Raw genomic sequence first — 24,624 nt, forward strand, 5'->3', positions numbered from 1 at the left:
AGCGCTGTGGAACCACCCGATCCCATCCCGAACTCGGAAGTGAAACGCAGCTGCGCCGATGGTAGTGTGGCTCAAGCCATGCGAGAGTAGGTCATCGCCAGGGTTTATACCCAAAAACCCCGCTGCTTGCGCAGCGGGGTTTTTTCTTATTAAGTGAAGGCATCGCTTTTCCGGGTACCTTCCGCCCCAAGGGCAAGATCGCGAGCTGGCGCTGCAAGCGCTGCTGCAACCGTCTCCCTGGTGAAATTAGCGCTGTGGAACCACCCGATCCCATCCCGAACTCGGAAGTGAAACGCAGCTGCGCCGATGGTAGTGTGGCTCAAGCCATGCGAGAGTAGGTCATCGCCAGGGTTTACACCCAAAACCCCGCTGCTGACGCAGCGGGGTTTTTCTTTGCGCGCAGATAATGCGGTAGTGCCGGCCGCTGGCCGGCAACCCGATGGCGTTGCATCGTCCGGTAGATCCATGCCATGCGTGGATGCTTTCCGCTCGCGACCAAGGCGCCAACCAAGGTTGGCGACTACCGACAAAAAAAAGCGGCGCCCCGTGGGGCGCCGCCTGGACCTCAACACTGGTCAGTCGAGCAAGCTCGACTCTACTTTGCTGCGGCCGGAGCCTTGTTCTTCATCATCTCGTCGCGGGCGGCCTTGAAGGGATTGCCTTCATACCAGTTCGGCCAGCGATCACCGCCGGCCAGTTCCTTGCCCACGCCGTACATCAGCTCCAGGTCTTCCACGGTGCCATCCAGCTTCCAGGTGCTGGCATCGAACTCATCCTTCGGCCCGTGGTAACGGTTGTTGCCGTAATCGGCAGCCGCCTTGCGGCCCGCTTCGACGCCGCCGTCGCGCAGGTCCTCGCCACCGTCGGCATACAGCGCCGGCACGCCGGCCTTGGCGAAGTTGAAGTGGTCCGAGCGGAAGTAGAAGCCACTCTGCACCGAGGTCTCACCGTGCAGGGTGCGGTCCTGTGCGGCGGCCAGCGGCTTGAGCATGTCCTCCAGCTCCGAGCTGCCGAAGCCGGTCACCGTCACGTCCTTGGCACGGCCGGCCACCGACATCGCATCGATGTTGATCACACCGGCGATCTTGTCCAGCGGGAAGGTCGGGTGGGCCACGTAGTACTTGGAACCCAGCAAGCCGGACTCTTCCAGGGTCACCGCCAGGAACACCACCGAACGCTCCGGCTTGGGATCCTGGTGGGCCATGGCCTCAGCCACTTCGAGGATGCCCGCCACGCCGGTGGCGTTGTCCACGGCACCGTTGTAGATGTTGTCGCCTTCTTCGCCTTCATGCTTGCCGAGGTGGTCCCAGTGGGCCATGTACAGCACGGCTTCGTCGGCACGCTTGCTGCCCGGCAGCACGCCCACCACATTGCGCGACTGCTTCTGCGCGATCTGGCTCTTCAGGTCGACGGCGGCCGTGGCCTTCAGCGGCACCGGCTTGAAGCCGCGCTTGCTGGCGTCCTTGTAGGCCTGCGCCAGGTCCAGGCCGGCACCGGCGAACAGCGCCTTGGCAGCCTCCGCGCTCAGCCAGCCCTGCACCGGGATGCGGGTTTCCGGATCATCCTTGGCAGGCAGGTCGTACTGCGGGCCGGCCCAGGAGTTCTTCACCACGTCCCAGCCATAGGACGCGCCGGCAGTGTCGTGCACGATCAGCGCGGCGGCAGCACCCTTGCGTGCGGCCTCCTCGAACTTGTAGGTCCAGCGCCCGTAATAGGTCATGCGCTTGCCGTCGAACAGCTTCTCGTCGTCGACGTGGAAGCCCGGGTCATTGACGAACATGACGACCGTCTTGCCCTTCCAGTCCTGGCCGGCGTAATCGTTCCACTTCTGTTCCGGCGCATCGACGCCGTAGCCGACGAACACCAGGTCGCTGGCATCGACCTTCACCTCGGCCTGGCCGGTACGGGTGCCCACCACTATGTCGGTACCGAACTTCAGCTCGGTGGTCTTGCCGCCCTGGGTGATCTTCAGCACGGTCGATTCGTCGGCCGTGGTCTCGGTCATCGGCACGTCCTGGAACCAGCTGTCACCGTTGCCCGGCTGCAGGCCGATGCGCTGCATCTGGTCGCGGATGTAGTTGACCGTCAGCTCTTCGCCCTTGCTGCCCGGGGCGCGGCCTTCGAACTCGTCCGAGGCCAGCGTCTTGACCATCTCGCTGAAGTCGGCGGCGTTGATGCCGGGCGAGAAGGTGTGGGCCGCCGGGGCGGCCGCAGCGTCGGGGCTGGCGGCCGGTGCCGGGGTGGAAGTGTCTTCGCCTTTGCAGGCGCTGAGCGCGGCCGCGGCGGCCAGGCACAGGAGGAGTTTGCGGGGCATCGTCGTTTCCTGGATACACGAGGGATGGCCACGCCGGGCGCGGCCGGTGAAGGGGAACATTCCCCGTACTGCAGCGCCGGGGACTCAGTCCGCCGGCGCGGTATCGGTGTCGAACGGGATCGGCTCGGCACCGGTGATCGGCCCGACGCGCGCAGTGCGGTGCACGTACAGCACCACCTCGCGTTCGAACAGCAGGGCGCCTTCGACCACGGCGTTCGGGCCGATGATCACGCGCGGCTTGCGGCTGGCGGTGAGCGAAACGCTGAAGTTCGGCTTGCGCACGCGCAGGCCACCACCGACCTGCGAGCCGATGCCCACGGTGATGTCGCCGTTGACCGTCTCCACGTCCTGGCGCACGCGGCTGTTGACCAGGCCGATGCCACCGTTGACCGTTTCCACACCGCCTTCGATCTGGCTGCCGTGGTCGCTGAAGATGCTGCCGTTGACCGTGCTGACATCGCCGCGGGCGATGACCTCACGGCCCAGGCGCACGCTGCCGTTGACCGTCTCGATGCTGCCGGTGTGTGCGCGGTCGGCCACGGTGACGCCGCCGTTGACGGTGTCGATGCTGCCGGTCTCGACGCCATCACCGACGCGGATGCCACCGTTGACGGTGTCCAGCTTGCCGTAGCGCTGGCCCGGATCGGCGCTGATGCTGCCGTTGACCTTGCTGATGTTGTCCTGCGCGCCGAGTGGGCCGGCGACCAGCAGCGCGCCCAACAGCAGCGGAATGGAGAGCGTTTTCATGGGGGACCTCGTTGTTGTGCGGCTGGCAGGCCGCGTGCGTTGATGTCACCATTCCCGGGCACCCCCTGCAACTGCCTGAAGTCACTGGAAAGCCCTTGCGCGACAACGTCTTCCCCTCACGCCGACATCACACCGCCGCTGCCCGCGCCGGGCGTTGCCTGTTGCTGGGGCTGGCCTTGGCGCTGGCGGTTCCCCTGCCGGGCAGTGCGCAGACCGCCTCGACCCGCGAGGCCGAGCGCAAGCTGCAGAAGCTGCGCACCGAACTGAAGGGCGTTGCGCAGGAGCGCCGGCAGATCGAGGGCCAGCGCGGGCAGGCCTCGCGGCAGTTGCGCGATGCGGATGAAAAGGTCGCTCGCAGCGGCCGGGTGCTGGCACAGACCGAAACCGCGCTGCGCGAGCAGAACCAGGCCCTGGCCGAGGCCGAGCAGCGCCGCGCGACCCTGCAGGCCAACCTGGCCCAGCAGAACCGCGAACTGGCCGGGCTGCTGCGTGCGGCCTACCAGCTGGGCAACCATGCCCCGCTCAAGCTGCTGCTGTCGCAGGACACGGTGGCCGATGCCAACCGCGCCCTGGCGTATCACCGTTACCTGCAGCGCGAGCGCGCCCAGCGCATCGCCACCCTCACCGGCGACCTGAAGGAACTGGAGACGCTGCAGGCCCAGATTGCCGAGCGCAGACAGTCCCTGCAGGGCGCGCAGCGCGACCAGAAGCAGCAGGCGGCCACGCTGGCCGCCGATCGCCGCGATCGCGCGCAGACCGTGGCCTCGCTGGAAGAACGCTTCAAGGACCGGCGCGAGAAGGAACAGGCGCTCGGCCAGGATGCCAAGGCACTGGAAACGCTGCTGGCCAACCTGCGGGCAGCGGCGGCCCGAGCCGAGGCCGAACGCCGCGCCGCCGCGCGCAAGGCGGCCGCCGAGAAGGCCGCTGCCGAGAAGGCGGCACGCCAGGCCAAGGCCGAAGGCCGCCCGCCGCCGCCAACCAAGGTGCCGCCGGCCGTGGCCTCTGCGCCTGCGCCGAAGGTGGGTGGGCTGGGCTGGCCGCTGTCCGGCAACCTGCTGGCCCGCTATGGCGCCAAGCTGCCCGACGGGCGCACCAGCAGCGGCGTGCTGATCGGCGCACCGGCCGGCAGCACCGTCACCGCCGTGGCCGATGGCACCGTCGTGTTCTCCGACTGGATGACCGGCTACGGCATGATCCTGATCGTCGACCACGGCAACGGCTACATGAGCCTGTACGCACACAACGACACCCTGCTGAAGGATGCCGGCGCGCGGGTCAGCCGTGGCGATGCGGTGGCCAAGGTCGGCAATTCCGGTGGCCAGGGCGTCACCGCGCTGTACTTCGAGCTGCGCCGTGGCGGGCAGCCGGTCAACCCGGACAGCTGGCTGCAGCGGCGCTGAATCGAAGGCACCGCAGGCAGGGCCGGATTCAACGGGAATTTAGCTACGCTTCGCGCATAATCGGGGAATGTGCCTTGGGCACGATGCCACCGTCGACAGGAGTGATCCATGCGCGCAGCCCGTACCGCCACCCTCTTGCTGGCCCTGATGCCAGCGCTGTCCTGGGCGCAGCAGACTGCGCCGGCCGCCACCGATACCTCCGGCCAGGCAGCGAGCAACGAGGAGGCGGTGACCTCGAAGGTGCCGCTGGAAGACATCCGTCGCTTCGTCTCGGTGTACAACGCGGTCCGCGCCGCCTATGTCGATCCGGTCGATGACAACAAGCTGATGCAGTCGGCGGTGCGCGGCCTGCTGCTGGACCTCGATCCGCACAGCACCTACTTCAACAAGGAAGACGCCGAGGCCTTCGACGAACAGGCCAACGGCGCCTACGAAGGCATCGGCGTGGAGCTGCAGCAGCAGCCGGACAACGCCAGCATGAAGGTCATCTCGCCGATCGACGACACGCCGGCGGCCAAGGCCGGCATTCTTGCCGGCGACCTGATCATCGCCATCGACGGCAAGCCGATCAGCGCCATCGATGCCAGCGAACCGCTGCGTGGCCCCGCTGGCAGCAAGGTGGTGCTGACCATCGTGCGCGACGGCAAGCCCAAGCCGTTCGACGTCAGCCTGACCCGGCAGACCATCCGCGTGACCAGCGTGAAGAGCCGCATGCTCGAACCGGGCTACGGCTACATCCGCCTGAGCACCTTCCAGGCCGATACCGGTTCTGATTTCCAGAAGCACGTGCAGCAGCTGCAGAAGCAGTCCGGTGGCCAGCTCAAGGGCCTGGTGCTGGACCTGCGCAGCAATCCCGGTGGCCTGCTGACCGCTGCGGTGCAGGTGGCCGATGACCTGCTCGACAAGGGCAACATCGTCAGCACCCGTGGCCGCATCAGCATCAGCGATGCACGCTTTGATGCGACCCCGGGCGACCTGCTGAAGGGCGCACCGGTGGTGGTGCTGACCGACGCCGGTTCGGCCAGCGCATCCGAAGTGCTGGCCGGTGCGCTGCGCGACAACAAGCGCGCGCGCGTGGTCGGCAGCCGCACCTTCGGCAAGGGCTCGGTGCAGACCGTGCTGCCGCTGGACAACGGCGATTCGGTCAAGCTGACCACCGCGCGCTATTACACGCCCAGCGGCAAGTCGATCCAGGCCACCGGCATCGTGCCCGACGTGGAGCTGAAGCCGGCGCCGACGCCGGAGGAAGATGCACTGCCGGCCAGCCTGAGCGATTACAGCGAGGCGACCCTGCCGGGCCATCTGCGTGGCGATGATGAAGGCACCGAGGGCTACCGCGCCGGCGCGGTGCTGCCGGGCGATGCCCCGATCAACGATGCCCTGGCCGAACTGAAGAACCCGGGTTCGGTGGCTGCGCGCCTGAAGGCGGAGGCGGCCAAGGCCGAGGCGGAGAAGGCCGCGGCGGCAAAGCCGGCGCCGAAGCCTGAGGCGACGCCCGATGCGAAGGCAGAGCCGAAGCCCGAACCGAAGCCTGCGGCCAAGCCGGCCGAAACCCCGGCCAAGCCCTGAGGTAGCGCCGGGCCACGCCCGGCGACACGGAGCTCGCCTCATGGATGACGCTGACGTTGCGACCCTGATCGCTGGACGGCTGGGCCGGGAGCCATGGGCGCCCGGTGTAGCCGGGCCTTGGCTGGACGCGCTCGCGCATCGGCACTGTATCGCCCCCGACCGGGTTCTCTGGTGGGACGGCGCACCGGCCACGCAGGTGCACGCCTGCTACGACGATGGCATGCAGGGGCTTGCCCGGCTCGAGGAGCTGCTGGCCCCTGCGCAGGGAGAGATCCAGCTGATCGTTTCCGAAGAGTGCGCACCGCCCTGGCCGGTGTGGTCACTGCAGGCGAGCGAGCTTCTGCCTCTGCTGGGCGAGCTGCCGTTCTTCGAATACGCCGTGGTGCTGGATGGTGGCGCAACGCTGGTGTTCGATACCCACCACAACACGTTGCTGGTCAGCCGCGCCCGCAACCGCTGAGGGGGAGCCGGCCAGCGGCCGGCACTACCCGCAGGTCAGAAGCCGTGGCGCTTGCGCAGCTTGCGGGCGATGGCCGCGCGCACGTACACGCCGTATAGCAGGCCGAACACGAAGCCGCCGATGTGCGCCCACCAGGCCACCATGCCGAAGCTCGGGCCGATGTGGGCGAACACCACCTGCAGTGCGGCCCAGACGCCGATCAGCAGGTAGGCCGGGGCGCGCACGAACTCCAGGAACAGGCCCAGCGGGATGACCACGCCCAGCCGGGCGGCCGGGAACAACGCCAGGTAGGCGCCGATCATGGCCGACACCGCGCCGCTGGCGCCGATGATGATCTGGTCCGGGCTGCCCATGGTGTAGATCGCCACCAGGTTGGACACCGCGCCCCCTACCAGGAACAGCAGCATCAGGCGCCAGGGCCCCAGCACCCGTTCGGCGGGCAGGCCGAAGATGAGCAGGAACACCAGGTTGCCCAGCAGGTGTGACCAGTCAGCGTGCAGGAACAGGGCGGTGAACAACCGCAGCACGCTGCCGTCCTGCAGGGTCGCCCACCAGTCCAGCGGGTGGGTCAGGCCGGTGGACAGGGCGCCCCAGTCCAGCCAGAGGCTGTTGCGGGCGTCCCCCGGGCGCGAGATCGACCACAGGAACGCCAGCCACAGTGCCGCAAACAGCACGGGTGTAGCCCAGCGCAGCGTGGCCTTCTTGCGGGACGGGAGAGACACGAACATGGGCGCTAGCCTAGCGTGCCGGGACTATGCGCGGGCGTGGCGCCTGTTCAGTTTTCGCAACGGAAATACGGCCGCTGCTGTTATTGTTTCATTAACGGCTCTGGGTAATACTCGCATACGGCGTCGTATGTCGGGAGGGGAATCCGGCGCGTTCTGGCGGACCTCTGCGGGTCCGGTAGGCGCAGGCGCACTCAGAGCACCATCACCGCTTACCGGAGAGAGAACACGATGCAAACTGCTTCCACCATTGCCCGACTGACCCTGCTGGCCGTCGGCGTCGCCGGTGCGCTGGCCGCCGCCGATGCCAATGCTGCTGCCTTCCAGCTGAAGGAAAACAGCGCCAAGGGCCTGGGCCGTGCGTTCGCCGGCTCCACCTCCGCCGAAGGCGATGCCTCGGTGGTCGCCACCAACCCGGCCTCGATGCGCCTGCTCGACGGCACCCAGTTCCAGGGTGACGTCAGCGCCATCAGCTTCGGCGCCAAGTTCCGCGGCGAAGGCCAGTACGGCAACGGCGCCCCGATTTCCGGCGGCAACGGCGGCGACGCCGGCATGATCGCCCCGGTCCCGGCCGCGTACTTCCACGTGCCGTTCGGCGAGAAGGACAACATGCATTTCGGTGCATCGCTGACCGTGCCGTTCGGCTTCAAGACCGAATACGACACCGACTGGGTCGGCCGCTACAACGGCGTGAAGACCGACCTGAAGGCGATCGACCTGGGCGTCGCGTTCTCCTATGACATCAACCCGTACCTGTCGTTCGGTGTCGGCGTGTTCGCCGAGCGCCTGAACGTCGACCTGACCAGCGCCGTCGACGCCGGTACCGCCATCAACGCCAGCGCCCAGCAGCGTGCTTCGGCCGCCGTGCTGGCTGCCGGTGGCACCCCGGCCCAGGCCGCTGCCGCTGCCCGCCAGGCTGCCGCCCAGGCCGCCCAGCTCGGCTTCTCGCCGGGTTCGGCCGATGGCAACCTGCGCATCAAGGGTGACGAAGTGTCCGTGGGTTACACCCTGGGCATGACCGTCAGCCCGGTGGAAGGCACCAACATCGCCTTCAGCTACCGCTCGGAAGTCGAGCACAAGATCACCGACGGCAAGGCTGACTTCACCATGACCCCGGCTGCCGCCGCGTTCCTGGCACAGGCTGCCCCGGGCACCTTCATCGACAGCAACGGTCGCGCCACCATCACCCTGCCGGCCAGCGCCACGGTCAGCGTCAGCCACCGCGTGAACGACCAGTGGAAGATCATGGCCGACGTTTCGCGCACCGCGTGGAGCAAGTTCGACAAGGTCACCGTCGACTATGACTCCAACCAGCCGGACAGCGTGCTGCCGTTCAACTACCGCGACACCACCTTCGCGTCGATCGGTACCGAGTACCGCCTGAACGACCAGCTGACCCTGCGTGGCGGTGTGGCGTATGACCAGACCCCGACCACCGACGCCCACCGTGACGTGCGCGTGCCGGACACCACCCGCAAGTGGCTGTCGCTGGGCCTGACCTACGCCGCTTCGGAGAAGATGGAGTACAGCGTGGGCTACACCCACCTGTTCACCAAGGACCCGAACATCACCTCGACCTCGGCCACCGGCAACACCGTGACCGGCAAGTACAAGGTGTCCGGCGACGTGCTGGCCGCTTCGATGCAGTACAAGTTCTGATCCAGGCTCCGGCCTGAAGCAGCACGAGGGAGCCCCGCGCAAGCGGGGCTTTCTTTTTGTGGGATGAGCCATCCACGCATGGCATGGATCTACCGCACAGGCACAATCACGGTGGATGGATTCCTGCTGGAGGCAACGATGGCGCTCACGCGCAAGGGCAAGTACTGGTACGGCGACGAGGACGGCGACATCGCCGCGGTGATCGGCAACTACAGCAGGGCGGCGGGCTACCCGGCCACGTTGTTCCGCGCGGCGCTGTGCAGCTGCGGTTCGGCCCGGTTCCATCTGTTTGACGACGAGGTGGAAGGGGTTGCTCGCCGCGACTGCGTGGCGTGCGGGGAATCGCACCTGATGTTCGACAGCGCAGAGTACCTGGCCGACGCCAATCTGGATGAGCACGTCTGCATGTGCGACAACGCGGCGTTGTCGATCCACTGCGGCGTGGCGCTGTATGAGGGGACGCAGGACGTCCGCTGGCTCTATATCGGTTGCCGCTGCGCCGACTGCGGGATGGTGGGCGTGTATGCGGACTGGAAATGCGAGGGCGGGCCGGTGGAAGCCTTCATGGCCCGCGTGTAAGGCCCATCCACGCACGGCGTGGATCTACATGCAGCATTTACGCATGGCGTGCGCGGAACGGGTACCTGTGCCATCCACGTTCGCCGCGCGGATCAACGACAATGGCGCCATGAACCTGACCGATCCGAACTTCCAGCTGGAGCTGGCTGCCAACATTGCCGTCGCCGGCTCGATCCTGCTGGCCGGGCGCAACAACGTGCACACCTGGTGGATGGGCATCGTCGGCTGCGCCCTGTTCGCGGCGGTGTTCGAGCGTTCGCACCTGTATGCGGACATGGTGCTGCAGTTCTTCTTCATCGCCATCAGCGTGCTGGGCTGGTGGCAGTGGCTGCGCGGCGACCACGGCGCGCCCCTGCCGATCACCCCGGTGCGCCCGCGGGCGTGGGCCTGGCTGCTGCCGCTGGCGGTGGTGGCCACCGTTGCCTACGGCTGGATGCTGACCCGCCTCACCCATGCCTACGCGCCCTACATCGATTCGGCGGTGCTGGTGCTGAGCGTGATCGCGCAGATCCTGATGATGCGCCGCAAGCTGGAATCGTGGTGGGTGTGGCTGCTGGTCAACACCATCGCCGTGCCGCTGTACTACAGCCGCGGCCTGCACCTGACCTCGATCCTCTACATCGGCTTCTGGATCAACGCGCTGGTGGCGCTGCGCCATTGGCGCAACCTGATGCGTGCCGAGGCCGGGGCGGCCGATGCCGCTGCCTGAGCGCGTCGAGCGGGGGCTGGTGGTGGGCAAGTTCTGTCCGCTGCACCGCGGCCACGAACGCCTGATCGACTTTGCGGCCTCCCGCTGCCGGGCCTTGCTGGTGATCAGCTGGTCGCAGCCCGGCTTTGCCGGTTACAGCGCCGCGCGCCGCGAGCGCTGGCTGCGTGCGCGCTTCCCGCAGGCGACGGTTGCGGTGCTGGACGATGCACGCCTGGCGGCGCTCTGCGAACTGCACGGCCTGCCACCGCGCGTGCTGCCACGGGACGATGACAGCGAGCAGGCGCAGCGCGATTTCACCGCCTGGCTGTGCCTGCACCTGTTCGGTGGGCCGGTGCAGGCGGTGTTCACCGGCGAGGACTACGGCGATGGCTTCGCGGCTGCGCTGGCCGGGCATTTCAACGCGCCGGTGCAGCACCAGCGGCTGGAGCGCAGCCTCGATGTCGGCCAGGCCAGCGGCACCGTGCTGCGCGCCGATCCGCATACGCACCGGCAGAGTCTTTCAGCGGAGGTGTACGCGGCCTACGTGCAGCGCGTGGCGTTCATCGGCGGCGAGTCCACCGGCAAGACCACGCTGGCGCGCGTGCTGGCCGAACGCATGGGTACGCAGTGGGTGCCCGAGTACGGTCGCACGCTGTGGGAAGCGCAGGGCGGTGAGCTGCAGGCGCAGGATCTGCTGCGCATTGCCGAGGAGCAGCCCCGGCGTGAGGAGGCGGCCGCGCTGGCGGCGCAGCGCTGGCTGTTCTGCGATACCACGCCGCTGGTGACCCTGGGCTACAGCGGCTGGATGTTCGGCACGGCCCCGCAGGCGCTGCTGCAGGCGGCGTTGCGGCCCTACGACCTGCTGTTCCTGTGTGCGCCGGACATTGCGTTCGACCAGGATGGCACGCGGGTGGGCGAGTCGTTCCGTGCGCAGCAGCATGCATGGTACGTGCGCGAACTGCAGGCGCGGGGTGTCGGGTACGTGCTGCTGGAAGGCGATCTGGAAACGCGCATCGCGCGGGTGCAGGACGCGTTGGCCGAGCGCGCGGACCACCGGTTCAGCGTGGTGGCGTGATGGCACAAAAAACCCCGCTTTCGCGGGGTTTTTCGTTTACTGCATGACGCAGGCGATCAGTCGCCCAGGGTCAGCAGCGAGGCGTTGCCACCGGCAGCGGTGGTGTTCACCGTCACCGTCTTTTCAGTGGCGAAGCGCAGCAGGTAGTGCGGGCCGCCAGCCTTCGGGCCGGTGCCGGACAGGCCCTGGCCGCCGAACGGCTGCACGCCGACCACCGCACCGATCTGGTTGCGGTTGACGTAGACATTGCCGACATGGACGCCGTTGCTGATGCGATCGACGGTCTCGTCGATGCGCGAATGCACGCCCAGGGTCAGGCCGTAGCCGGTGGCGTTGATCTGGTCGATCACTGCATCCAGCTGGTCGCCCTTCCAGCGGATGACGTGCAGCACCGGGCCGAACACTTCCTTCTGCAGCTGGCCCAGGTCCTTCAGTTCATACGCACGCGGTGCGAAGAAGGTGCCGCTGGCCGCTTCAGCCGACAGTTCGGCGGCGGCGATCAGGCGCGCTTCGCGGTCCATGCGCTCGGCGTGGTCCTGCAGGATCTTCAGCGCATCGGCGTCGATCACCGGACCGACGTCGGTGGACAGCAGGCCGGGGTTGCCGACCTTCAGTTCCTTCATCGCACCAGCCAGCATGGTCATCACCTTGTCGGCGATGTCGTCCTGCACGAACAGCACGCGCGCGGCCGAGCAACGCTGGCCGGCGGAGGTGAAGGCCGAACCGATCGCGTCCTTGACCAGCTGTTCCGGCAGCGCCGAGGAGTCGGCGATGAAGGCGTTCTGGCCGCCGGTCTCGGCGATCAGCACGCCGATGGCGGCGTCACGTGCGGCCATCGCGCGGTTGATCGCACGGGCGGTGTCGGTGGAACCGGTGAAGGCCACGCCGGCCACGCGCGGGTCGGCGGTCAGCGCGGCACCGACGGTGGCGCCGTCGCCCGGCAGGAACTGCACCACCTCGGCCGGCACGCCGGCGTCGTGCAGCAGCTTCACCGCGTAGTAGCCGATCAGGTTGGTCTGTTCGGCCGGCTTGGCGATGACGCTGTTGCCGGCGGCCAGTGCAGCAGCCACCTGGCCCAGGAAGATCGCCAGCGGGAAGTTCCACGGGCTGATGCAGACGAACACGCCGCGGCCGTGCAGCTGCAGTTCGTTGGATTCACCGGTCGGGCTGGGCAGCTTCTCGGCGTGGCTGAACTGCTCGCGCGCCTGCTTGGCGTAGTAGCGCAGGAAATCCACGGCTTCGCGCACTTCGGCGATGCTGTCGGGCAGGCTCTTGCCGGCTTCCTTCACGCACAGCGCCATGAATTCCGGCATGCGCGCTTCCAGCTGGTCGGCGGCGTGCTCGAGGATGGCGGCGCGACTGGCGGCCGGGGTGCGGTTCCAGGCCGGCTGTGCGGACACGGCATTGGCCAGGGCCTTCTGCACGGTGGCGGCATCGGCGGCCAGCCACTGACCGACCACCTCGCGGGTGTCGGCCGGGTTGGCCACCGGCAGCGCAGCGCCGGTTGGGTTGGCACCCGGTACCAGCGGAGCGGCCTGCCAAGGCTTCACAGCCGCGTTGATCTGCTCGGCCAGGGCGCGCAGTTCGTTGTCGTTGGCGAGGTTGGCGCCCATGGAGTTCTTCCTGTCGTGGTTCTGGCTGCGCAGCAGGTCAACCGGCAGCGGGATCTTCGGGTGGGGGATCGAGGCGAACGAGGCGACCATCTCGACCGGATCGCGGATCAGGTCGGCGATCGGCACGCGTTCGTCGGTGATGCGGTTGACGAAGCTGGAGTTGGCGCCGTTTTCCAGCAGGCGGCGCACCAGGTACGGCAGCAGGTCTTCATGCGAACCGACCGGCGCATACACGCGGCAGGGCAGGCCCAGGCGGTCGGCCGGCACCACTTCGGCGTACAGGTCGTCGCCCATGCCGTGCAGCTTCTGGTGCTCGTACACGCCACCGTTGGCGATGCTGCGCACCGCGGCGATGGTGTGCGCGTTGTGCGTGGCGAACATCGGGTAGATCGCGTCGGCATGGGTGAACAGGCGCTTGGCGCACGCCAGGTAGGACACGTCGGTGTTCTGCTTGCGGGTGAACACCGGGTAGCCTGGGTAGCCTTCGATCTGCGCGCGCTTGATCTCGGCATCCCAGTAGGCGCCCTTGACCAGGCGCACCTGCAGGCGGCGACCAGCGCGGCGCGCCATGTCGGCCAGGTGGTCGATCGTGTACGGGGTGCGCTTCTGGTAGGCCTGCACGACCACGCCGAAGCCATCCCAGCCCGCCAGCGAGGCATCGCCGAACACCTGTTCGATGATGTCCAGCGACAGTTCCAGGCGGTCGGACTCTTCGGCGTCGACGGTGCAGCCGATGCCGTAGCTCTTGGCCAGCTGTGCCAGTTCCAGCACGCCCGGCACCAGGTCGGTCAGCACGCGCTCGCGCTTGGCGTGCTCGTAGCGCGGGTACAGCGCCGACAGCTTGATGGAGATGCCCGGGGCGTTGTTGACGTCGCCGTCGGGACGGCCGCCGCGTGCCTTGTGATCGCCGCCGATGGCGTGGATCGCACGACGGTAGTCTTCCAGGTAGCGCAGCGCGTCCTTCATGGTCAGCGCGCCTTCGCCCAGCATGTCGAACGAGTAGCGGTAGCTGGCGTTGTCGCCCTTGTGCGAGCGCGATAGCGCTTCGCTGATGGTGCGGCCCATGACGAACTGGTGGCCCATGATCTTCATCGCCTGGCGCACGGCCAGGCGCACCACCGGCTCACCGACGCGGCCGACCAGGCGCTTGAAGGCGCTGGGGGCGTCGGCGCGGGTGGCGTCGTTCATCTGCACCAGCTTGCCGGTCAGCATCAGGCCCCAGGTGGAGGCGTTGACCAGCACCGAGTCGCTGCCGCCCAGGTGCTTTTCCCAGTCGGCGTCGGCCAGCTTGTCGCGGATCAGCTTGTCGGCGGTGTCCTGGTCCGGAATGCGCAGCAGCGCCTCGGCCACGCACATCAGCAGCACGCCTTCCTCGCTGCCCAGGTCGTACTGGCGCATGAAGGCTTCAATTGCCCCCTGGTCCTTGGCGCGCACGCGCACCCGGCCGACCAGGTCGGCGGCCAGCGCCTGCACGCGGGCCTGCTCCTCGGCGGGCAGCCGGGCCTGCGCCAGCAGCTCGCGCACGTGGCTGGCCTCGTCCTTCAACCAGGCATCGGTGATGGCCTGGCGGAACGGGTTGGGGGACGCCGGCAGTTCCGGCGACAGCAGCGCGCCCGGACGCGGGGCGTCGTGGGCGGCAGGGGAGGAGGAGGGTGCGTTCATGCCGATCCGGCCAGTGGAAAACTTGGCGATTTTAATCATTTTTGCGCCCTGCGGAAGTGCCCCGCAGACACCTTTGTAGAGGGCTGATAGCCCCTAGCGGTGGTGGATTCAGCGTGTTCAGCAAGCTCGACAGGATTTGTGCTGAATTCGTCATTCGCGCCGCCGGGGTCATGCTGTATTGCAACATGGGAAAAAGTGTGAATGGACCCTTGCTACCGGTGAGAGGGCGGGGCTACCATCGAGACGTTTCCCGCGGCAGGAACGCGGTTGCGACATGATCGAGGTGCTTCCAGCTCCGGATGGGTCAGGTACGCAGCTGCGGCTGCGTCCCCCACGGGCGCTCGATGCCCGGCAGTTCATCCTGTTGTTTGCCGTGTTGTCGGGTGCGATGTGGCTGGTCTCCGCCCTCGGGTGGTTGGCCGGCAATGCATTCGCCCCCCTGTTCGCGCTGCTGTACAGCCTGTTGCTGGCAGCCGCCTTGCGCGCCTTGTGGCGCAGCGGTGAACGGCAGGAGGAGATCCGGGTCGTGCCGGCGTGCGTGGAGGTCATCCCCGTACCCGGTGGATCGCCGGTGTTCCGGGCCCACCCCCATTGGGTGCGCCTGCTCACCGACGACGAGAGGGTCCGGCTGGCATCCAGCGGACGGCAGGTGGAGGTGGGGAGTTTCCTCGCGCCGGCCGAACGCCAGACGCTCGCTGAAATGCTTGAAGGCTTGCTCGCCGCCAGCGATGGCGGCAACCGACGACGCTAAGGGTCTAGGCAATGAAGCAAAGCAGCAGGTGGGGCACGAAGTGCGTTGCAGCGGTCGCCAGCCTGGTGGCCGGGGGACTGGTTCCGGCATGGGCATGGGCGCAGGCCGCCGATCCCAAGCCGTGGCAGCTGAACATGGGCAAGGGGGTGACCCAGACCTCACGCCTGGCCTGGGAGTCGAACAACCTGTCGTTGATCATCTGCACGGTGATCGGCGTCATCGTGTTCGGGGCGATGGCCTACGCCATCTTCAAGTTCCGCAAATCCAAGGGCGCGGTGGCCGCCACCTTCAGCCACAACACCAAGGCCGAGGTGATCTGGACGGTGATCCCGGTGATCATCCTGATCGTGATGGCGTGGCCGGCCACGGCCAACCTGATCAAGATGTACGACACCCGCGATGCCGAGATGACGGTGAAGGTCACCGGCTACCAGTGGATGTGGAAGTACGAATACCTCGGCGAGAACGTCACCTTCACCAGCCGCCTGGACCGCGAGTCCGACCGCGTGCGGCAGAGTGGCGTGGTGCCCACCCGCGAAAGCCACCCGCATTACCTGCTGGACGTGGACAACCGCCTGGTGCTTCCGGTGGACACCAAGGTGCGCTTCGTCATCACCTCCGACGACGTGATCCACGCCTGGTGGGTGCCGGCGCTGGGCTGGAAGCAGGACGCCATCCCCGGCTTCATCAACGAGGCCTGGACCAGCATCGAGCAGCCCGGGGTGTACCGCGGGCAGTGCGCCGAACTGTGCGGCAAGGACCATGGCTTCATGCCGATCGTGGTCGAGGCCGTGTCCAAGGAAGACTTCAAGCAGTGGCTGGCGCAGCGCAAGCCGGCACCGGCTGCGCCTGCCACGCCTGCGGCACCGGCCGAACCGGCGGCACCGGCAGGCGAGGCGCCGGCAGCGCCGGCCGCACCGGCGGCGGCCGAAGCCGGCGATACCCCTGCCACCGCAGCCAGCGGCGCGTGATGTAAAGCCCGCGGCCGTTCGCGGCCGTGGCGACAACCGATTCTGAGAGGTGTTTTGCGATGGCGCACTCGGCAGTTGGGCACGACGATCACCACCACCACCAGAGTTTCTTCGAGCGTTGGTTCTTCTCGACCAACCACAAGGACATCGGCACGCTGTACCTGGGCTTCAGCTTCATCATGTTCATCATCGGTGCGGCGATGAGCGTGGTGATCCGGGCCGAGCTGGCGCAGCCGGGCCTTCAGTTCGTCAAGCCCGAGTTCTTCAACCAGATGACCACCGTGCATGCGCTGGTGATGATCTTCGGCGGCGTGATGCCGGCCTTCGTCGGCCTGGCCAACTGGATGATCCCGCTGCAGATCGGCGCGCCGGACATGGCCCTGCCGCGCATGAACAACTGGTCGTTCTGGCTGCTGCCGGTGGCCTTCAGCCTGCTGCTGCTGACCCTGTTCCTGCCCGGTGGCGCGCCGGCCGGTGGCTGGACGCTGTACCCGCCGCTGTCGCTGCAGGGCGGCTACAACGTGGCCTTCAGCGTGTTCGCCATCCACGTCGCCGGCATCAGCTCGATCATGGGCGCGATCAACATCATCGCCACCGTGCTCAACATGCGTGCGCCGGGCATCGACCTGCTGAAGATGCCGATCTTCTGCTGGGCCTGGCTGATCACCGCCTTCCTGCTGATCGCGGTGATGCCGGTGCTGGCCGGTGCAGTGACCATGCTGCTGACCGACAAGTTCTTTGGTACCAGCTTCTTCAACGCCGCCGGTGGCGGTGACCCGGTGATGTACCAGCACATCTTCTGGTTCTTCGGCCATCCCGAGGTCTACATCATGATCCTGCCCGCCTTCGGCGTGGTCAGCGAGATCATCCCGACCTTCAGCCGCAAGCCGCTGTTCGGCTACCAGGCAATGGTGTACGCCACCGCCGCGATCGCCTTCCTGTCGTTCATCGTCTGGGCCCACCACATGTTCACCGTGGGCATGCCGCTGGGCGGCGAGATCTACTTCATGTTCGCCACCATGCTGATCTCGATCCCGACCGGCGTGAAGGTGTTCAACTGGGTCAGCACCATGTGGCGTGGCTCGCTGACGTTCGAGGCACCGATGCTGTGGTCGGTGGCCTTCGTCATCCTGTTCACCATCGGTGGCTTCTCCGGCCTGATGCTGGCGATCGTGGCCGCCGACTTCCAGTACCACGACACCTACTTCGTGGTGGCCCACTTCCACTACGTGCTGGTGACCGGCGCGGTGTTCGCGCTGATCGCCGCGGTGTACTACTGGTGGCCGAAGTGGACCGGGCGCATGTACAGCGAGAAGTGGGCCAAGGTGCACTTCTGGTGGTCGATCGTGTTCGTCAACCTGCTGTTCTTCCCGCAGCATTTCCTCGGCCTGGCTGGCATGCCGCGCCGCATCCCCGATTACAGCGTGGCCTTCGCCGACTGGAACCTGATCAGCTCGATCGGTGCGTTCGGCATGTTCGCCACGCCGTTCATGATGGCCGCGATCCTGCTGTCCTCGCTGCGCAACGGCGAGAAGGCCGAAGCGCGCAGCTGGGAAGGTGCGCGCGGCCTGGAGTGGACGCTGCCGTCGCCGGCGCCGGCGCACACCTTCACCACGCCGCCGACCATCCGCCCGGGGGATCTGGCGCATGACGACATCACGCATTGAGGTGGGGCATGCATAACGAGAGCCCGCTGCCGATCGGTAGGGTCGACTGTCAGTCGACTCGCGAAGAGCAGCCGACCAACGGTCGGCTCTACAACAGCGCAGAGCAGCCGACCGGTAGAGTCGACCGTTGGTCGACTGGCGAGATGCAGCCGACCAACGGTCAGCTCTACCAGCAACGCCAGCGCGCCAGGCGCACCGCCCTGTGGGTCGGTGCCATCGCGGTGCTGGTCTACGTCGGCTTCATCCTCAGCGGGGTGATCGGCCGATGAGCGAGGCGCCGGCCACCGCTCCGTCCCGCAGTGCCGGGCTGCCGCGCCTGATCGGCGTGGCGGTGGCGGTGTTCCTGCTGACGTTCTCGCTGGTGCCGCTGTACCGCATCGCCTGCGAGAAGGTCTTCGGCGTGCGCCTGGAGCGCGGCCCCGGCAGCGAGGCCAGCACCGGCGCTGCGGCCGGCAAGCGGACCGTGCGCGTGGAGTTCGATGGCGGCGTCAATTCGCGGCTGCCGTGGTCGTTCCATCCCGAGCAGCTGACCATGGACGTGGTGCCGGGCGAACTCAACGAAGCGCTGTACTTCGCCCGCAACGACAGCGCCAACGCCGTGGTCGGCAGCGCGGTGCCTTCCGTCGCACCGGCGCGCGCGTCGGGCTTCTTCAGCAAGACCGAATGCTTCTGTTTCACCGCGCAGACGCTGCAGGCCGGCGAGAAGCGCGACATGCCGGTGCGCTTCATCGTCGATCCGGACCTGCCGCCGGAAATCAGGACGATCACCTTGTCCTACACCTTCTACCGCAACGACGCGCTGTCCGACCGGCTGGCACCTGCCGCCACCTCGGAAGGCGCGCACGCCGCTCCCTGACCCGGATACCGACATGGCCCAGACACCGACCGACGCCAACGTGTACTTCGTCCCGGCCCAGAGCCGGTGGCCGTTCGTGGGCTCCATCGCGATGATGGTGACCATGGTCGGCGTGGCCAGCTGGCTCAACGATGCCAGCTGGGGGCGCTGGACCTTCTACATCGGCATCGCGATGCTGGTGCTGACCCTGTTCTGGTGGTTCAGCGACGTGGTGCGCGAATCGCAGGCCGGCCACTACAACCGCCAGGTCGACGGCTCGTTCCGGATGGGCATGGTCTGGTTCATCTTCTCCGAAGTGATGTTCTTCGGGGCCTTCTTCGGCGCGCTGTTCTACACCCGCAACCTGGGCCTGTCCTGGCTCAGCGGCGAAGGCCGCGGGGTGATGACCAACGAGCTGCTGTGGCAGGGTTACTCCGCAGGCTGGCCGACCAACGGGCCGGCCGCCATCGGCGGTGCGTTCCAGACCATCCCGGCCTGGGGCCTGCCGCTGATCAACACGCTGATCCTGCTGACCTCCGGCGTGACCCTGACCATCGCCCACCATGCGTTGAAGGCCGGCAACCGCCGCCAGCTGCTGGTCTGGCTGGGCGTGACCGTGCTGCTCGGCCTGGGCTTCCTCACCCTGCAGGCGGAGGAGTACATCCACGCCTACAAGGAGCTGAACCTGACCCTGGGTTCGGGCATCTACGGTTCGACGTTCTTCATGCTGACCGGCTTCCACGGCGCGCACGTGCTGCTGGGCACGATCATGCTGATCGTGATGTGGCTGCGCTCGGCCAAGGGCCATTTCACCCGCGACAACCACTTCGCGTTCGAAGCCGCCGCGTGGTACTGGCACTTCGTCGACGTGGTGTGGCTGATGCTCTTCATGTTCGTCTACGTGCTTTGACCGCGCAGGTCACGGCGGCCTCAGCCGCCGATGCCGTGCGGCTTGATCCAGCCCATGTAGATGCACACGATCACCAGTACGATCAGGGCCACCGACACCCCGATGCGGCGTGTCAGTGCGTTGACCGTGCGCTTGGTCTGGCCGCGGTCGACCAGCAGGTAATACAGGCCGGCGCCCAGATTCCAGACGATGACGATCAGAAACGCGATTACCAGCAGGGTCTTCAGCGAATCACTCATGCGCGGCTCGAGGGCAGGATGGATGCGCCTATCTGACCGCGTTTGCGCGGACTTGTCATGATGCGCCAGCACACGCGCGTGATCGGCTGGCTGATGGCGGTGCTGGCGATGGCCGCGTTCACCGCATTGGGGTTCTGGCAGCTGCAGCGCATGCACGCCAAGCAAGCGATGCTGGATGCGCAGGGGCCCGCGGCGGCGCAGGCGCTGCCACTGGCGCAGGCCCTGGCAGCGCCCGGTGCGCTGCATGGGGTGGCCGACCATGGCCGCTTCCTGCCCGGGGTGGTGCTGCTGGACAACCAGATGCGCCATGGCCGTGCCGGGGTGAAGATCTATCGGCCGTTCCAGAGTGACGGCGGCAGCGTGCTGCTGGTCGACCTCGGCTGGCGCGCGCTGCCGCCGGATCGCACGTTGCCGCAGCTGCCGGCGCCGCCTTCGCCGGTGGCGGTACGCGGGCTGCTGGCGCCGCCGCCCGCGGCCGGCCTGGCCTTGGGGCCGGCGCTGTCGCCCACCGGCGAGGCCGGGCGCTGGCTGGCCAGCCGCCTGCCGGCCGACGGCCTGGCCCGCGCGCTGGGGCTGGCCGCGCTGCCTGACCGGGTGCTGCGACTGGACCCGGCCCTGCCGTTCGGCGATGAGCGCGACCTCGACCTGTTGCCGAACACGCTGCCGCCACAGCGCCACCTGGGCTATGCCGTGCAGTGGTTCGGCCTGGCCCTGACCGTGCTGGTGGTGGCCCTGGTGCTGGAGCGCCGCAGGAAGCGCCCCATGGCCCGGTAGTGCCGGCCGCTGGCCGGCATCCCCCGGTTTCCTGCTGCCGGCCAGCGGCCGGCACTACCGGCATCCCTTTCCCAACCGTGAGAAAATGCCCCGCATGAACACTGCTACGTCCCCGCAGGCGCGCGGTTCCGGCCGCCGGACCCTGGTGCTGCTGTTCGCCGTGTTCTTCGGGGCGATGGCGCTGGCCGCCGTGCTGCGCTTCACCGGCTGGCAGCCGACCGCGCACCGCAATGCCGGCCAGCTGCTGGAGCCGCCGGTGGACCTGCGCCAGCAGCCACCGACCCTGGCCAACGGCCAGGCCTATCCCTGGAACCCCGAAGCGCGGACCTGGCGCCTGCTGGTCGCCCCCGCCGGCGCCTGTGACGCGCAGTGCGTCACTTTGTCGCAGGGACTGGGCAAGGTGTGGCAGCTGTTCGGCCATAACGCCGATAATGTCGAGATCCTGTGGCTGGGAACGCCACCGGCGTCGATCGCCTCGCTGCCCGCGCTGCGGCCGCTGGCCCCGTCGCCAGCCCTGCGCGCGGCCCTGCCGGGCGTCGATGATCCGGCGGGACTGCCGGTCTACGTGATCGATCCGAACGGCTTCGTGATCATGCGCCATGCCCCCGGTTCCGACCTGGGGGGCCTGCGCAAGGACATGGCCACGTTGCTGAAACTGAAGTGAGTCCTGTTTGATGAGCCTTTCCGCGCGTCCGGCGCTGCATCGCAACTTCCACCGCCTGGCGTGGTTCGCCATGATCATGACCGCCAGCACGATCATGTTCGGTGCCTTCGTCCGCCTGTCCGATGCCGGCCTGAGCTGCCCGGACTGGCCGACCTGCTATGGCCAGGCCACCTGGCCGCAGCACGTGGAAGAAACCATCGGCCACCCCGCCGCCGAGATCCGCCCGCTGGAAACCCACAAGGCCTGGCGCGAGCAGGTTCACCGCTTCCTGGCCGGCGCGCTGGGCATCGAGATCCTCACCCTGGCCCTGCTGGCCACCCGCAAGCGGCGCTTCGGAAGCACGGCGGTGGTGACCGCCTGCGTACTGGTGGCCGCCGGCATACCGCTGTACATGATGGGCTGGCACGGCACTGCGAGCGCCCTGGCCTTGGTGGGCGAGGCGATCCTGCTGCTGGCGGCCCTGCGCTGGAGCAACATCGACCTGGCGCGCGCAGCCCTGCTGACCCTGGCCGTGGTGATCTTCCAGGCGCTGCTGGGCATGTGGACCGTGACCCTGCTGCTGAAACCCATCGTCGTGATGGGCCACCTGCTGGGCGGCATGCTGATGTTCGCGCTGCTGGTGTGGATGGCCTGGCGTGCGACCCACCTGCCGATCACCCTGGCCGAAGCGCCCAAGCTGAAGTGGCTGCTGCGCATCGGCGTGGCAGTGCTGGTCACCCAGATCGCCCTCGGTGGCTGGGTCAGCGCCAACTATGCGGCGCTGGCCTGCGGTGGCGGCAGCGCTTCGCTGGACAACTTCCCGCGCTGCGCCAACCAGTGGTGGCCGCAGCACAACTTCGCCGAAGGCTTCACCCTGTGGCGTGGCATCGGCGTGGATTACGAAGGCGGCGTGCTGGATGGCGCCTCGCGCATCGCCATCCAGATGGCGCACCGCCTGTTTGCGATCGTGGTGGCGGCCTATCTGCTGTGGCTGGGCCTGCGCCTGTTCCGCGTGCCCAGCATGCGTGGCTGGGCCAGCGCGCTGGTGGCGCTGCTGGTGCTGCAGGTCACCCTGGGCATCCTCAACGTGAAGCTGGCCCTGCCGCTGGAAGTGGCCGTGGCCCACAACGGCGTGGCCGTCGCCCTGTTGTTCGTACTGGTCAGCCTGCTGGCCCGCCTGCGTGCCCCGGACTGATTCCATGTTTTCCAATTACCGCCAGTACTGGGACCTGACCAAACCCAAGGTCGTGGCCCTGATCGTCTTCACCGCCCTGGTCGGCATGGTCCTGGCCATTCCGGGCGTGCCCAGCTGGGAACAGGTGCGTGCCGGTGCGCTCGGCTTCCTCGGCATCTGGCTGGCCGCTTCGGCCGCCGCCGCCATCAACCAGCTGCTGGATGCGCACATCGATGCGCAGATGGCACGCACCTCGTGGCGACCGCTGGTGGTGGGCAAGGTCAAGCCGTGGCAGGTGCTGGTGTTTGCCAGCGTGCTGATCGTGCTGTCGATGGCGATCCTGCTGCTGTGGGTGAACTGGATCACCGCGGTGCTGACCTTCGCCTCGCTGATCGGCTACGCGGTGATCTACACCGTGTACCTGAAGCGTGCGACCTCGCAGAACATCGTCATCGGCGGCCTGGCCGGCGCGATGCCGCCGATGCTGGGCTGGGCGGCGATCACCGGCATGCAGGGTTCGTCGGACTGGGCGTACTCGTCGCTGCTGGTGCTGATCATCTTCATCTGGACCCCGCCGCACTTCTGGGCGCTGGCGATCTTCCGCCGCGAGGACTACGCCAAGGCGAAGATCCCGATGCTGCCGGTCACCCATGGCGTGGTGCACACGCGCAAGCAGATCATGGTGTATTCGGTGGTGCTGGCGCTGGTGTGCGTGGTGCCGTACCTGGTCGGCATGAGCGGCCCGTTCTACCTGGGCGGCGCGATCGTGCTCAACGCCGTGTTCCTCTGGTACGCCTGGCGCATGCTGAACCCGCCGGACGAGCTGTTCTCGATGAAGATGTTCCATTACTCCATCGTGTACCTGATGGCGCTGTTCGCGTTCCTGCTGGTGGATCACTGGATCCTGCCCTGGTTGTAATGGGCTGCCTGATCGCGCGGACATCCACGCATGGCGTGGATCTACTGTAGAGCCGAGCCCATGCTCGGCTGATCGCCGGAACATCCACGCATGGCGTGGATCTACTTGAACCGCGGTTGCGGCGTCGCCATAGCTGTTCCTGACCCCAAGGAAAGGAAGGAGCAGGGATGCATTCGATCTTCCGTTGGACCACCGCGCTGCTGCTGGCGCTGGGCGTCGCCGTGAGCGCGCATGCCGACGACACTGCCGCGCAGATCCGCCAGCACGCCGCTGACCACCGCCTGCTGGTGCTGGGCGAATTCCACGGCACCCGCGAGACCCCGCTGCTGGTGCGCCAGCTGGTGGACGACTACAGCCGCGACGGCGCGCCAGTTCTGCTGGCGCTGGAATTACCGCGTGCCGAGAACCCCACGCTGCGCGATTACCTGGCTTCCGATGGCGGGGCCGCGGCACGCCAGCGCCTGCACGGCCGCGCGTTCTGGACCGTGCGCGATGACCAGCACGATGGGCGTCGCAGCCGCGACATGCTGGCGATGATCGAAGATCTGCGCGCGCTGAAGGCACAGGGCCGCGCGATCGAGCTGGTTGGCTACGACGTCAATCACAGTGACGGCGGCAGCCAGGCCCGCGATGACCGCATGGCCGCCGAACTACGGCGCCTGTACCGGCGCCTGCCCGAGGGCGCATGCATGGTCGTACTGACCGGCAATGTCCACGCCATGCTGCAGCGCCCCGCCGATGCTCCGCCGGAAATGCAGACCCAGCCGATGGCATCGGCACTGCGCGACCTGGATATCTACAGCGTGCGGTTGGAAGCGTTGCGCGGCCACTTCTGGGGATGCATGGACCGCTGCAAGGCGCTGGCCCTGCTCGAACGGCCCGCGCGTGCGCCGGAGGTCAACACCCACGCCGGCCGCGAGTACGACCTGTGGGTATGGATGCCGCAGCTGAGCGTTGGCACGCTGGTGGACCCGTAGCGGCAGGCACCCCATCCACGCATGGCGTGGATCTACTGCGGGTTCACGCCATCCCCGGTTTGGAGTAGATCCACGCCATGCGTGGATGAAGTTCCTGCCAAAGCCGGTGCATTCAATGTCGGGTTCCACTCGCTGGGGTCCACACTTTGCCAGGTAATCCAGCTGTTACGCTGTAAGAAATTGCCGTGCTGCCACCTTGCGACGAGCGATGGGTCACGGATTCGCACTGCCTCGCCCGGCGGGGCGATCCAAAGTGGATACACAGGACTGGCG

General features: G+C 67.5%; 23 protein-coding genes and 2 rRNA genes. 20 read left to right on the forward strand and 5 right to left on the reverse strand.

What is annotated here, in order from left to right; genetic code table 11:
- Nucleotides 1–92: ribosomal RNA gene (gene rrf, locus C1927_RS01795) — 5S ribosomal RNA — on the forward strand.
- 144 nt (nt 93–236) lie between these two features.
- Nucleotides 237–351 (forward strand): 5S ribosomal RNA (rrf, locus tag C1927_RS01800).
- 244 nt (nt 352–595) lie between these two features.
- Here rrf (C1927_RS01800) and C1927_RS01805 read toward each other — a convergent pair.
- Nucleotides 596–2,314, reverse strand: a complete 1,719-nt coding sequence (locus C1927_RS01805) for a M28 family metallopeptidase (RefSeq protein WP_108745773.1) — start codon at nt 2,312–2,314, stop codon at nt 596–598.
- 84 nt (nt 2,315–2,398) lie between these two features.
- Nucleotides 2,399–3,061: a hypothetical protein gene (locus tag C1927_RS01810; protein WP_108745774.1), complete on the reverse strand. Its 663-nt coding sequence runs from the start codon at nt 3,059–3,061 to the stop codon at nt 2,399–2,401.
- Nucleotides 3,062–3,156: 95 nt separating this feature from the next.
- On the opposite strand from C1927_RS01810, the gene C1927_RS01815 reads away from it, so the two are divergent.
- The 3 genes from C1927_RS01815 to C1927_RS01825 all read left to right on the forward strand — a co-directional run bounded on the left by C1927_RS01815 (nt 3,157) and on the right by C1927_RS01825 (nt 6,490).
- Entirely contained in the window at nt 3,157–4,461 is a 1,305-nt protein-coding gene (locus C1927_RS01815; protein WP_079225016.1) for a peptidoglycan DD-metalloendopeptidase family protein, read from the forward strand.
- A gap of 108 nt (nt 4,462–4,569) precedes the next feature.
- Nucleotides 4,570–6,030, forward strand: coding sequence for a S41 family peptidase (locus C1927_RS01820; RefSeq protein WP_108745775.1), 1,461 nt, complete (start codon nt 4,570–4,572; stop codon nt 6,028–6,030).
- Between the two features lie 40 nt (nt 6,031–6,070).
- On the forward strand, nt 6,071–6,490 hold the full coding sequence (locus C1927_RS01825; protein WP_079225018.1) for a hypothetical protein: 420 nt from the start codon (nt 6,071–6,073) through the stop codon (nt 6,488–6,490).
- 35 nt (nt 6,491–6,525) lie between these two features.
- On the opposite strand, the gene C1927_RS01830 is transcribed toward C1927_RS01825, so the two are convergent.
- Nucleotides 6,526–7,218, reverse strand: a complete 693-nt coding sequence (locus C1927_RS01830) for a rhomboid family intramembrane serine protease (RefSeq protein ID WP_079225019.1) — start codon at nt 7,216–7,218, stop codon at nt 6,526–6,528.
- A 228-nt stretch (nt 7,219–7,446) separates the two neighbouring features.
- Between C1927_RS01830 and C1927_RS01835 the strand changes: the two genes are divergently transcribed.
- From C1927_RS01835 to C1927_RS01850, 4 genes are all read left to right on the forward strand, one after another.
- Complete coding sequence (locus tag C1927_RS01835; protein ID WP_079225020.1) at nt 7,447–8,874, forward strand: outer membrane protein transport protein; 1,428 nt, start codon at nt 7,447–7,449, stop codon at nt 8,872–8,874.
- A gap of 78 nt (nt 8,875–8,952) precedes the next feature.
- The gene (locus C1927_RS01840) at nt 8,953–9,453 is read left to right on the forward strand and encodes a hypothetical protein (protein WP_202818501.1); all 501 of its coding nucleotides are present in this window, start codon (nt 8,953–8,955) and stop codon (nt 9,451–9,453) included.
- Nucleotides 9,454–9,562: 109 nt separating this feature from the next.
- The gene (pnuC, locus tag C1927_RS01845; protein WP_079225491.1) at nt 9,563–10,162 is read left to right on the forward strand and encodes a nicotinamide riboside transporter PnuC; all 600 of its coding nucleotides are present in this window, start codon (nt 9,563–9,565) and stop codon (nt 10,160–10,162) included.
- Nucleotides 10,149–11,216 (forward strand): AAA family ATPase, encoded by a 1,068-nt coding sequence (locus C1927_RS01850; protein ID WP_079225021.1) that lies wholly within the window; start codon nt 10,149–10,151, stop codon nt 11,214–11,216. Before pnuC ends, C1927_RS01850 begins: the two co-directional genes overlap by 14 nt.
- A 56-nt stretch (nt 11,217–11,272) precedes the next feature.
- Here C1927_RS01850 and putA read toward each other — a convergent pair whose 3' ends face one another.
- Nucleotides 11,273–14,491, reverse strand: coding sequence for a bifunctional proline dehydrogenase/L-glutamate gamma-semialdehyde dehydrogenase PutA (gene putA, locus C1927_RS01855; RefSeq protein ID WP_079225022.1), 3,219 nt, complete (start codon nt 14,489–14,491; stop codon nt 11,273–11,275).
- 274 nt (nt 14,492–14,765) lie between these two features.
- On the opposite strand from putA, the gene C1927_RS01860 reads away from it, so the two are divergent.
- The 6 genes from C1927_RS01860 to C1927_RS01885 are packed head-to-tail and all read left to right on the forward strand — an operon-like array spanning nt 14,766 to nt 19,625.
- Nucleotides 14,766–15,242, forward strand: coding sequence for a DUF2244 domain-containing protein (locus C1927_RS01860; RefSeq protein WP_079225023.1), 477 nt, complete (start codon nt 14,766–14,768; stop codon nt 15,240–15,242).
- An 11-nt stretch (nt 15,243–15,253) separates the two neighbouring features.
- Nucleotides 15,254–16,213: a cytochrome c oxidase subunit II gene (gene coxB / locus C1927_RS01865; RefSeq protein WP_079225024.1), complete on the forward strand. Its 960-nt coding sequence runs from the start codon at nt 15,254–15,256 to the stop codon at nt 16,211–16,213.
- A gap of 59 nt (nt 16,214–16,272) precedes the next feature.
- On the forward strand, nt 16,273–17,880 hold the full coding sequence (gene ctaD / locus C1927_RS01870) for a cytochrome c oxidase subunit I (RefSeq protein WP_057497455.1): 1,608 nt from the start codon (nt 16,273–16,275) through the stop codon (nt 17,878–17,880).
- Nucleotides 17,881–17,888: 8 nt separating this feature from the next.
- On the forward strand, nt 17,889–18,149 hold the full coding sequence (locus C1927_RS01875; RefSeq protein ID WP_108745776.1) for a hypothetical protein: 261 nt from the start codon (nt 17,889–17,891) through the stop codon (nt 18,147–18,149).
- On the forward strand, nt 18,146–18,736 hold the full coding sequence (locus tag C1927_RS01880; RefSeq protein WP_079225026.1) for a cytochrome c oxidase assembly protein: 591 nt from the start codon (nt 18,146–18,148) through the stop codon (nt 18,734–18,736). Before C1927_RS01875 ends, C1927_RS01880 begins: the two co-directional genes overlap by 4 nt.
- Nucleotides 18,737–18,749: 13 nt before the next feature.
- The gene (locus C1927_RS01885; RefSeq protein ID WP_079225028.1) at nt 18,750–19,625 is read left to right on the forward strand and encodes a cytochrome c oxidase subunit 3; all 876 of its coding nucleotides are present in this window, start codon (nt 18,750–18,752) and stop codon (nt 19,623–19,625) included.
- A gap of 20 nt (nt 19,626–19,645) precedes the next feature.
- On the opposite strand, the gene C1927_RS01890 is transcribed toward C1927_RS01885, so the two are convergent.
- Nucleotides 19,646–19,864, reverse strand: coding sequence for a twin transmembrane helix small protein (locus C1927_RS01890; protein ID WP_049468560.1), 219 nt, complete (start codon nt 19,862–19,864; stop codon nt 19,646–19,648).
- 57 nt (nt 19,865–19,921) lie between these two features.
- Between C1927_RS01890 and C1927_RS01895 the strand changes: the two genes are divergently transcribed.
- The 5 genes from C1927_RS01895 to C1927_RS01915 all read left to right on the forward strand — a co-directional run bounded on the left by C1927_RS01895 (nt 19,922) and on the right by C1927_RS01915 (nt 24,351).
- The gene (locus C1927_RS01895) at nt 19,922–20,638 is read left to right on the forward strand and encodes an SURF1 family protein (protein ID WP_108745777.1); all 717 of its coding nucleotides are present in this window, start codon (nt 19,922–19,924) and stop codon (nt 20,636–20,638) included.
- Nucleotides 20,639–20,732: 94 nt separating this feature from the next.
- A complete protein-coding gene (locus tag C1927_RS01900) occupies nt 20,733–21,302 on the forward strand; it encodes a hypothetical protein (RefSeq protein WP_108745778.1) in 570 nt (189 codons plus the stop codon).
- 10 nt (nt 21,303–21,312) lie between these two features.
- The gene (locus tag C1927_RS01905; protein ID WP_079225042.1) at nt 21,313–22,476 is read left to right on the forward strand and encodes a COX15/CtaA family protein; all 1,164 of its coding nucleotides are present in this window, start codon (nt 21,313–21,315) and stop codon (nt 22,474–22,476) included.
- Nucleotides 22,477–22,480: 4 nt separating this feature from the next.
- Nucleotides 22,481–23,374: a heme o synthase gene (gene cyoE, locus C1927_RS01910; protein WP_079225044.1), complete on the forward strand. Its 894-nt coding sequence runs from the start codon at nt 22,481–22,483 to the stop codon at nt 23,372–23,374.
- A gap of 167 nt (nt 23,375–23,541) precedes the next feature.
- Nucleotides 23,542–24,351: a calcium-binding protein gene (locus tag C1927_RS01915; RefSeq protein ID WP_079225046.1), complete on the forward strand. Its 810-nt coding sequence runs from the start codon at nt 23,542–23,544 to the stop codon at nt 24,349–24,351.
- Nucleotides 24,352–24,624: the final 273 nt, after the last annotated feature.

It is taken from the genome of Stenotrophomonas sp. ZAC14D1_NAIMI4_1 (assembly GCF_003086775.1).
Lineage (GTDB): Bacteria > Pseudomonadota > Gammaproteobacteria > Xanthomonadales > Xanthomonadaceae > Stenotrophomonas.

What these genes read in the sequence shown, in the direction of transcription:
- C1927_RS01805 (WP_108745773.1), bottom strand. Translation starts at nt 2,314, where the DNA reads ATGCCCCGCAAACTCCTCCTGTGCCTGGCCGCCGCGGCCGCGCTCAGC.
- C1927_RS01810 (WP_108745774.1), bottom strand. Translation starts at nt 3,061, where the DNA reads ATGAAAACGCTCTCCATTCCGCTGCTGTTGGGCGCGCTGCTGGTCGCC.
- C1927_RS01820 (WP_108745775.1), top strand. Translation starts at nt 4,570, where the DNA reads ATGCGCGCAGCCCGTACCGCCACCCTCTTGCTGGCCCTGATGCCAGCG.
- C1927_RS01825 (WP_079225018.1), top strand. Translation starts at nt 6,071, where the DNA reads ATGGATGACGCTGACGTTGCGACCCTGATCGCTGGACGGCTGGGCCGG.
- C1927_RS01830 (WP_079225019.1), bottom strand. Translation starts at nt 7,218, where the DNA reads ATGTTCGTGTCTCTCCCGTCCCGCAAGAAGGCCACGCTGCGCTGGGCT.
- C1927_RS01835 (WP_079225020.1), top strand. Translation starts at nt 7,447, where the DNA reads ATGCAAACTGCTTCCACCATTGCCCGACTGACCCTGCTGGCCGTCGGC.
- C1927_RS01840 (WP_202818501.1), top strand. Translation starts at nt 8,953, where the DNA reads ATGGCATGGATCTACCGCACAGGCACAATCACGGTGGATGGATTCCTG.
- pnuC (WP_079225491.1), top strand. Translation starts at nt 9,563, where the DNA reads ATGAACCTGACCGATCCGAACTTCCAGCTGGAGCTGGCTGCCAACATT.
- C1927_RS01850 (WP_079225021.1), top strand. Translation starts at nt 10,149, where the DNA reads ATGCCGCTGCCTGAGCGCGTCGAGCGGGGGCTGGTGGTGGGCAAGTTC.
- putA (WP_079225022.1), bottom strand. Translation starts at nt 14,491, where the DNA reads ATGAACGCACCCTCCTCCTCCCCTGCCGCCCACGACGCCCCGCGTCCG.
- C1927_RS01860 (WP_079225023.1), top strand. Translation starts at nt 14,766, where the DNA reads ATGATCGAGGTGCTTCCAGCTCCGGATGGGTCAGGTACGCAGCTGCGG.
- coxB (WP_079225024.1), top strand. Translation starts at nt 15,254, where the DNA reads ATGAAGCAAAGCAGCAGGTGGGGCACGAAGTGCGTTGCAGCGGTCGCC.
- ctaD (WP_057497455.1), top strand. Translation starts at nt 16,273, where the DNA reads ATGGCGCACTCGGCAGTTGGGCACGACGATCACCACCACCACCAGAGT.
- C1927_RS01875 (WP_108745776.1), top strand. Translation starts at nt 17,889, where the DNA reads ATGCATAACGAGAGCCCGCTGCCGATCGGTAGGGTCGACTGTCAGTCG.
- C1927_RS01880 (WP_079225026.1), top strand. Translation starts at nt 18,146, where the DNA reads ATGAGCGAGGCGCCGGCCACCGCTCCGTCCCGCAGTGCCGGGCTGCCG.
- C1927_RS01885 (WP_079225028.1), top strand. Translation starts at nt 18,750, where the DNA reads ATGGCCCAGACACCGACCGACGCCAACGTGTACTTCGTCCCGGCCCAG.
- C1927_RS01890 (WP_049468560.1), bottom strand. Translation starts at nt 19,864, where the DNA reads ATGAGTGATTCGCTGAAGACCCTGCTGGTAATCGCGTTTCTGATCGTC.
- C1927_RS01895 (WP_108745777.1), top strand. Translation starts at nt 19,922, where the DNA reads ATGATGCGCCAGCACACGCGCGTGATCGGCTGGCTGATGGCGGTGCTG.
- C1927_RS01900 (WP_108745778.1), top strand. Translation starts at nt 20,733, where the DNA reads ATGAACACTGCTACGTCCCCGCAGGCGCGCGGTTCCGGCCGCCGGACC.
- C1927_RS01905 (WP_079225042.1), top strand. Translation starts at nt 21,313, where the DNA reads ATGAGCCTTTCCGCGCGTCCGGCGCTGCATCGCAACTTCCACCGCCTG.
- cyoE (WP_079225044.1), top strand. Translation starts at nt 22,481, where the DNA reads ATGTTTTCCAATTACCGCCAGTACTGGGACCTGACCAAACCCAAGGTC.
- C1927_RS01915 (WP_079225046.1), top strand. Translation starts at nt 23,542, where the DNA reads ATGCATTCGATCTTCCGTTGGACCACCGCGCTGCTGCTGGCGCTGGGC.